1 protein-coding gene is annotated in these 255 nt (G+C 37.6%); it reads right to left on the reverse strand.

Annotated features, from left to right (window positions below):
- Window positions 1-28 precede the first annotated feature (28 nt).
- A partial coding sequence (locus ACO0LE_RS20305) for a hypothetical protein (protein WP_422962133.1) occupies window positions 29-255 on the reverse strand: 227 nt, incomplete at its 5' end.

Genomic DNA, 255 nt, shown 5'->3' on the forward strand with positions numbered 1-255 from the left:
AGAATTATATGTTTCAAAATGGTAATCATCACAGCTCCTTTAGGACAATCTCAAGAGGAACATTTTGCAACGAATCACAAGAAGTCGAAACACGAAAAATCTCAAGTAATGAAAAGAGAGCTTCCTTCTTCCACGCATTACTACTTAGATGTAGTCTATCGTCGTAATCGCGCAAATTCTCGAAAGTTAGCGCGCCAACCACTTCTTTGTGCAATTCATTCAAAAGATCGAAAGGTTCTTCCAAATTAAAGACAG

The organism is Undibacterium sp. Xuan67W, from assembly GCF_049340165.1.
Taxonomy (GTDB): Bacteria; Pseudomonadota; Gammaproteobacteria; order Burkholderiales; family Burkholderiaceae_D; genus Undibacterium.